The organism is Streptomyces pseudogriseolus, from assembly GCA_002154585.1.
Classification (GTDB): domain Bacteria; phylum Actinomycetota; class Actinomycetes; order Streptomycetales; family Streptomycetaceae; genus Streptomyces; species Streptomyces pseudogriseolus.
Genome location: MUNG01000151.1, coordinates 1 through 7,703 on the forward strand (window position 1 = coordinate 1; position 7,703 = coordinate 7,703).

Here is a 7,703-nt window from a genome sequence, read left to right on the forward strand (position 1 = left end):
CCCTCAACATCCTGCTGATCGGGTCGGACTCGCGCGCGGGCGCGGAGAACCGCCGCTACGGGCGCGACCCGGGCACCGAGCGTTCGGACACGGTGATCCTGCTGCATCTGTCGGCGGGCAGGCGCAACGCCACCGCGGTCTCGATACCGCGCGACCTGATGGTGGACGTGCCCGACTGCCGCCGCCCCGACGGGAAGCGGTCCGCGCCGATGTTCACGCAGTTCAACGCGGCCTTCGAGGTGGGCGGCTCGGCCTGCACCGTCCGTACCGTCGAGAAGCTCACCGACATCCGCGTGGACCACCACGTCGTCGTCGACTTCGAGGGGTTCAAGGAGATGGTCGACGCGGTGGACGGCGTCGAGGTGTGCCTGAGCGCGCCCATCGACGACGAGGACGCCCACCTGCACCTGCCGGCGGGGCGGGTGACCCTCGACGGGGAACAGGCCCTCGGTTACGTCCGCGCCCGCAAGAGCCTCGGGGACGGCAGCGACACCGGCCGCATCGAGCGCCAGCAGCGGTTCCTCGGCGCGCTGGTCAACAAGGTCCGCAGCAACGAGATCCTGCTGAATCCGGTGAAGCTGTATCCCGTTCTGGACGCGGCCACCTCGTCCCTCACCACGGACCCCGAACTCGCCAGCTTGCGCGGTTTGTACGAACTCGTACGGGGACTTCGTGACATCCCCGCGGCAGGTGTGCAATTCCTCACCGTGCCACGGGAGTCGTACGCCGGGGACGTGAATCGGGACCAACTCGCCCAGCCCGCCGCCGGGAAACTGTTCGAGCGCCTGCGCAAGGACCAACCCGTCCGTGTGAATACGCACGGTGAGCGAAAGGCCACGGAAAAGGAAACGGCGGCCCCGGCGGACAGCGCGTCCCCGGCGCCCACGTTCTCCGGGAACACCGCCGCCGAGGACACCTGCGCGTAAAGGAACCTCAAAGGCGGCTCACAGTCTGCGAACTCCTGTCCATGGAAATGGGCGGATTGCCCCTTGTGAAGGCGTGGAATTCGTCACCGGCGTCGCCCGCAGCCGATCCGGCCCGTTAGTGTGAGCCCTCCGGTGCGTCCGTTCCTTCAGGTCCGTCCTGAGATCCCGCACTGTGTGACCGAGACCCGAGCGCCTTGGGAGGGGAAAGGCGCCGCGTGGCCCCGACGGAGGATTCGAGCGACCGTGGACGCGCAAGGCCGTGGGCGGGGAGAGAACATCGATCCCGCAGACCAGTGGGTACTCAATCCGAACACCGGCGAATACGAACTGCGACTGAGCCCTTCCGCACCGCAGTCACCCATTCCCGCCCCACGGGGGCCGCGGAACACGGGTGCGGGAAATCCGCGCGCCCGGTCGGCGTCGCCCGACCAGGCGCCCGAGCGCCCCGGCCGCGCCTCCCCCGAGCGTGAGACGCCCGGGCGGGACGTGCCGCCGCAGCGCCGGCGCCGGGGTGCGCCGGAGGAGCCTCCGGGCCGCCGCGGGCGCAAGCCGGCGAAGGGCAAGAAGGCCAAGAAGGTGCTGCTGTGGACCAGCGGCACGGTGGCCTTCCTGGTGCTCGCGACGGGTGTCGGCGGCTATCTGTACCTGGAGCACCTCAACGACAACATCACGTCCGTGTCGGACGACGGCGCGAGCACCGGTGGCTTCAAGAAGGACCAGGCCATCAACATCCTGCTGATCGGGACCGACAAGCGGACCGGCGCGGGCAACGAGGGCTACGGCGACAAGGGCAGCGAGGGCCACGCCGACACCACGATCCTGCTGCACGTCTCCAAGGACCGCTCCAACGCGACCGCGTTGAGCATCCCCCGCGACCTGATAGTCGACATCCCGGACTGCCCGACCCAGCAGGAGGACGGCAGCGAGAAGGTCATCCCCGGCTCCACCGGCGCCCGCTTCAACACCAGCCTCGGGCAGAGCGGCCGTACGCCCAGCTGCACCATGCGGACCGTGACCGAGCTGACCGGCATCAAGCCGGACAACTTCATGGTGGCGGACTTCAACGCGGTGAAGACGCTGACCTCGGCGGTCGGCGGCGTCGAGGTGTGCCTGGGCAAGGACATCAACGACCCGGACTCGCACCTGAATCTGCCCAAGGGCACGCACCGGATCGAGGGCGAGCAGGCGCTGGCGTTCGTGCGCACGCGTCACTCGGTGGGCCTCGGCGGCGACCTGAGCCGCATCGAGCTCCAGCAGCAGTTCCTCAGCTCGCTGATGCGCGAACTGAAGTCGAACGACACGCTCACCAGCCCGTCCAAGATGATCAAGCTGGCCGAGGCGGGCACCGAGGCGCTCACCGTCGACTCCCAGCTGAACAGCATCAACAAGCTGAAGGACCTTGGCATGGAGCTGGGCAAGCTCAACGTCAAGAACCTCACCTTCACGACGATCCCGGTGGTCGACAACCCCGCGGAGAAGATCAAGGCGACCGTCGTGCTCGACGAGTCGAAGGCGCCGGAGGTCTTCGACCTGATCCGCAACGACGTGTCGTTCACCGAGGTCAAGCAGCAGCAGAAGAAGGAGAAGGCCGCCGTCGCCGCCCGTCTGAAGGGCGAGAAGGCCCCGGCGTCCGAGGTGCGGGTGCGCATCCTCAACGGCGGCGCGCCCGCCGGGAGCGCCCAGTCGACCCTGAGCTGGCTCCAGGTCGACCAGGGTGTGGGCAAGTCGGAGAACGCGGGCAATGCGCCCGCGGAGCTGGCGAAGACCACCCTCGAGTACGCCCCCGACCAGGCGGACCAGGCGCGCCGGCTGGCGGACATCCTGGGTCTGTCCGGGTCGGCGATGAAGCCGGGCGAGAGCGTCACCAACTCCCAGGGGCTGCCCGCGATGACGCTGACCCTCGGCAAGGACTTCAAGGGTGCGGGCGTGTCCCTCACTCCGCCGGACAAGGCGCCGGACGACATCAAGAAGTCCACGGCGGACAAGGTCGTGTGCGCCGAATAGGCACCGGACGGGCCCGTCTCGCGTCCTACGGGGCGCAGACGGGCCCGTTCCATGTCCAGGGTGGGGGGCCAGGGGTGGGGAGGAAAACACCGCACGATGACGCGAAGTGACGTGTACGAGGAAGGGGCACGGCCGGACGGCGCCGCCCCGCGCCGGTCCGGCCCGCCCGACGGGGGCCGTCCCGAGGGGCCTGACGCCCCCGAGGGCGGCGACGGCGCCGGGAGACCGCGCGGCGGACGGGCGCGGCGCGCCCTGCGCTGGTCGGCGACGACCCTGGCCGTGCTGATACTCGGCACGGCCGGCGCCGGTTACCTGTACTACGACCACCTCAACGACAACCTGGTGAAGGGCGAGCGCAGCAGCGGCGACTCCAAGGCGGAGCGGTCCGCGCCGAACGCGGCCGGGCAGACGCCCCTCAACATCCTGCTGATCGGCTCCGACAGCCGCGCCTCCGACGCCAACGTCGCCCTCGGCGGCGGCAAGGACAACCGCGGCAACCCGCCGCTCGGCGACGTTCAGATGCTGATCCACCTGGCCGCCGACCGCAGGAGCGCGGCCGTGGTGAGCATCCCGCGCGACACCCGCGTCGACATCCCCCGCTGCACCGACCCGGACACCGGGACGGCGTACCCGGCGACCAACGACATCATCAACACCTCGCTTGCGCGCGGCGGTCCGGGCTGCACGCTCGCCACCTGGGAGAACCTCACCGGCGTCTACGTCGACCACTGGATGACGATCGACTTCGCGGGCGTGGTGCGGATGGCCGACGCGGTCGGCGGCGTCGAGGTCTGCGTCCGGCAGAACGTGTGGGACCGTGCGCTGCCCGGCGTGCCCGGCGGCTCGGGCCTGAAGCTGCGGGCGGGAAGGACCAAGGTGGAGGGCGAGCAGGCCCTCCAGTGGCTGCGCACCCGGCACGCGTGGGGCAGCGACATCCTGCGCACCCGCGCGCAGCGGATGTACATGAACTCGATGATCCGCACCCTGCGCGGGCAGAACGTCTTCACCGACACCGGCCGGCTCACCGACCTCGCGGAGGCGGCCACGAAGTCGCTCCAGGTCTCCGAGGAGATCGGCTCGGTGAAGAAGCTGTACGACCTGGGGATGCAGCTGCGGACGGTGCCGCCGGACCGCATCACCATGACGACCCTGCCGACCGTCCCTGACCCGCAGAACGCCAACCACCTGCTGCCCGCCGGGGACGACGCGGAGCAGGTCTGGTCGCTGCTCCGGGACGACGTGCCGTTCGACGACAAGGGCGGCACGGACGCGAAGAACCCGGGGAACGGCAAGGCGTCCCGCGAGCAGCGCACCGCGGACCCGTCAGCCCCCGACGACGAGATCGGTGTGCTGGTGCGCAACGCCACCCGGTCCGCGACCGAGGGACCGGTCTCCGGCCGGGCGAGTGCGATCGCCCAGGAGCTGGCCGCGAAGGGCTTCACCCGCGCCGCGCCGGACACTTCCGCCGCCGGCGCCGAGGAGCGGACCGTCGTGCGCTACCCGGCCGACGATCTGAAGGGGGACGCCCAGCGGGTCGCCAAGTCCCTCGGCATTCCCGTGAGTTCGGTCCGCCGGTCGGCCGACGTGTCCGGCGTCACCGTGGTGGTGGGCGCGGACTGGCGGGAAGGCGGGACGTACCGGGAGCCGGAGCTGCCGAAGGCGGGCGACCTGCCGGACGACGCCGACGCCCTCAGCGCGGACGAGAAGGGCGCCTGCATGGACGTGTACGCGCCGTACCGCTGGTAGCGCCTGCGGCGGAGCAGGGCTCCCACCCGCCCCTTGGCCAAATCGAGGGGTTTCCCTGGGCAACTGACGGGCCCGTCGTGCGTCTAACAGGACGCAGGACGGGGCCTGCGTGCCGGAGCGAGGTGTGTGCAGGGGTGGGAAGGACGGGGCAGTGACACAGAACGCCACGCGGGAGACGGTCCGCGACGAGGGGCTCGCGCCGGCTCCCGACGACGCTCCCCCCGCCGACGACGCGCCGCCCGGCGACGGCACGGGCCCCCGCCCGCGACGCCTGCGCCGGATGCTCAAGTGGTCGGCCGCGGTGCTGGCGCTGCTCATACTCGCGGCCGGCGGTGCGGGGTACCTGTACTACCGGCAGCTCAACGACAACATCAAGAAGGACCCGCTGAACCTCGGCGACGCCAAGGTCGCCGAGCCGACGCCCAACGCGGCGGGCCAGACCCCGCTGAACATCCTGCTGATCGGCAGCGACGCGCGGGACAGCGAGGAGAACCAGAAACTCGGCGGCGCCCGCGAGACGTTCGGCTCGACGCCGCTGGCGGACGTGCAGATGCTGCTCCATCTGTCCGCGGACCGCAGCAACATGTCGGTGATCAGCATGCCGCGCGACACCCTGCTGCACATCCCCAAGTGCACCGACCCGGACGACGGCACGGTGTACCCGGCGAGCGAGGGCCGGGTGATGACCAACCAGAGCCTCGGGCACGGCGGTCCGGGCTGCACGGTCGCCACCTGGCAGGAGCTGACCGGCATCCACATCGACCACTTCGTCATGGTGGACTTCGCGGGCGTGGTCGCCATGGCGGACGCGGTCGGCGGCGTCCCCGTCTGCGTCGACGCCAACATCCACTCCCGCGACTCCCAGGGACACGGCTCCGGGCTGAAGCTGGCGAAGGGCACCCACCCGGTCAAGGGCGAGCAGGCCCTCCAGTGGCTGCGCACCCGGTACGGCTTCGAGGACGGCAGCGACCTCGCGCGCAACAAGGCGCAGCACATGTACATGAACTCGCTGGCCCGGCAGCTGCGCGAGAACGTGAGCCTGAGCAGCCCCAACAACCTGCGCCGGCTGGCCGAGGAGGCCACCCGGGCGCTCACCGTCGACCCGGGCCTCGACACGGTGAAGAAGCTGTACGACCTGTCCACCGAGCTGCGGAAGGTGAAGCCGGAGCGCATCACCATGACCACGATGCCCAACCGGTACGTGGGCGCCCGCGTGGAGCCCACGGAGGACGCCGAGCAGCTGTTCCGGCTGGTGCGCGAGGACATCGCCCTCGACGGCAAGGACGCGAAGCCCGAGCCGGCCGTGGAGAAGCCGCCCGCCGACCCGGCCGCGGCCGACGCCGACATCGCCGTGCAGGTCCGCAACGGCACCCGCACCGACACCCTGGCCCTCGCCCCGGGCCGGGCCGGCGCGATCGCCGGGGAGCTCCAGGAGCGGGGCTTCGCGAGCGCCACCGCCGACACCGCGGGCGCGTACACCGAGGCGCGGACCGTGGTGCGCTACCCGAGCGCCGACCTGGAGGGCGACGCCCGCCGGATCGCCGTGGCCCTCGGCATCCCGGCGGACGCGGTGAAGCGGTCCACGGACGTGTCCGGCGTGACGCTCGTCGTGGGCGCCGACTGGCGCGAGGGCACGCGGTACGAGGCGCCCGAGCGCGACGACACCACGCCGGAGTCGGCGCAGGCGCTGAACGGCGCGGACGACACGGCCTGCATGCACGTGAACCCGGCCTTCACCTGGTGAGCGCGAAGGCCCCTTCCCGGTGCGGGAAGGGGCCTTCGGACGTCGCGGTGCCGGGCGGACCGTCGAGGTGAGGGGCGGACGGGGCGTCAGGCCGCCGTGGCGTCCTCCGCCCGGACGGCTGGCCGCCGGGAGGCGATGACCTTCTTCGCCAGCGACCGCGGGCTGGTCAGGAAGCCCCAGCCCCACGACATGTGCATGGTCGCCAGGGCCACCGGGATCTGGAGCCGCGCCTTCAGCGGCAGTCCCTTGCCGGCGGGTATGGAGCCCGCGACGATCGCCGCGAGATAGCCGCCGGGGATCACGAAGCCCAGCGGGGTGAGCGCCGCGCCCACCACGATCCCGGCCGCGATCGCGCACACGGCGGCCGGCGGCGCGAGGTAGCGCAGGTTGATGGAGCCGGCGTGGTAGCGGGCCACCACATGGCGCCAGCGGCCGTAGTCCTTGTACTGCTTGGCGAGCGCTCGCACGGACGGGCGGGGCCGGTACGACACCCGCAGCTCGGGCGAGAACCAGATCAGCCCGCCCGCCTCACGGATGCGGAAGTTCAGCTCCCAGTCCTGGGCGCGGATGAACTCCACGTTGTAGCCGCCCTGCCGCTCCAGCGCCTCGCGCCGGAACACGCCCAGGTACACGGTCTCGGCGGGGCCGGCCTCGCCGCCGGTGTGGAAGGCGGCGTTGCCCACGCCGATCTTCGAGGTCATCGCGGCGGCGACGGCGCGCTCCCAGTCGTTCTCGCCCTCGGCGTGCATGATGCCGCCGACGTTCTGCGCGCCGGTCTCCTCCAGGAGGCGCACGGCGGTGGCGATGTAGTTCGGGGAGAGCATCCCGTGGCCGTCGACGCGGACCACGATCGGATGGCGCGAGGCCTTGATCGCCGCGTTGAGAGCGGCCGGGGTGCGGCCCGTCGGGTTGGGCACGGTGTGCACCCGCGGGTCCTCGGCGACGAGCTCGGCGGCGATCTCGTCCGTGCGGTCCGTGGACGGACCGAGGGCGATCACGACCTCCATCTCGCCGGCGTACTCCTGGGCGAGGATCGCGCGGACCGCGCCGCGCAGATGCCGCTCCTCGTTGAGGACGGGCATGATCACGGAAACGGCCGGGGGCCGCACGTCGGGATTGGCGTTCATAGGAGCCTCACGTTACCGCGAACGGGGGACACGGTTGCGCGTGCCGGGGTGCTGTGCGGAGGGCCGCAGATCGTATCGGCCTACGGTGCTCACGATTCCCGCTCGGCCGTCGTCCGGAGGTGCCCCCCTTGCCCACACCGCCGCGCTCCCCCCGGC

General features: G+C 71.4%; 5 protein-coding genes. 4 read left to right on the top strand and 1 reads right to left on the bottom strand.

The genetic code is table 11. The annotated features are described in order from the left end of the window. From CCN29_RS15245 to CCN29_RS15260, 4 genes are all read left to right on the top strand, one after another. Positions 1-926 (top strand): LCP family protein (locus tag CCN29_RS15245; protein WP_107481703.1); only part of this gene is annotated, 926 nt, incomplete at its 5' end. Positions 927-1,169: 243 nt separating this feature from the next. Continuing rightward, positions 1,170-2,930 (top strand): LCP family protein, encoded by a 1,761-nt coding sequence (locus CCN29_RS15250; protein WP_078883005.1) that lies wholly within the window; start codon positions 1,170-1,172, stop codon positions 2,928-2,930. Positions 2,931-3,026: 96 nt separating this feature from the next. Then, complete coding sequence (locus CCN29_RS15255) at positions 3,027-4,676, top strand: LCP family protein (protein ID WP_189408738.1); 1,650 nt, start codon at positions 3,027-3,029, stop codon at positions 4,674-4,676. A 151-nt stretch (positions 4,677-4,827) separates the two neighbouring features. After that, positions 4,828-6,420 carry an LCP family protein gene (locus CCN29_RS15260; RefSeq protein WP_006134687.1) on the top strand — a complete coding sequence of 531 codons (1,593 nt, stop codon included), beginning with the start codon at positions 4,828-4,830 and terminating at the stop codon, positions 6,418-6,420. An 86-nt stretch (positions 6,421-6,506) separates the two neighbouring features. On the opposite strand, the gene CCN29_RS15265 is transcribed toward CCN29_RS15260, so the two are convergent. Further along, positions 6,507-7,547, bottom strand: a complete 1,041-nt coding sequence (locus tag CCN29_RS15265) for a glycosyltransferase family 2 protein (RefSeq protein WP_006134688.1) — start codon at positions 7,545-7,547, stop codon at positions 6,507-6,509. Positions 7,548-7,703: the final 156 nt, after the last annotated feature.

Coding starts and splice junctions, on each gene's coding strand:
- CCN29_RS15265 (WP_006134688.1), bottom strand. CDS start 7,547: ATGAACGCCAATCCCGACGTGCGGCCCCCGGCCGTTTCCGTGATCATG.
- CCN29_RS15255 (WP_189408738.1), top strand. CDS start 3,027: ATGACGCGAAGTGACGTGTACGAGGAAGGGGCACGGCCGGACGGCGCC.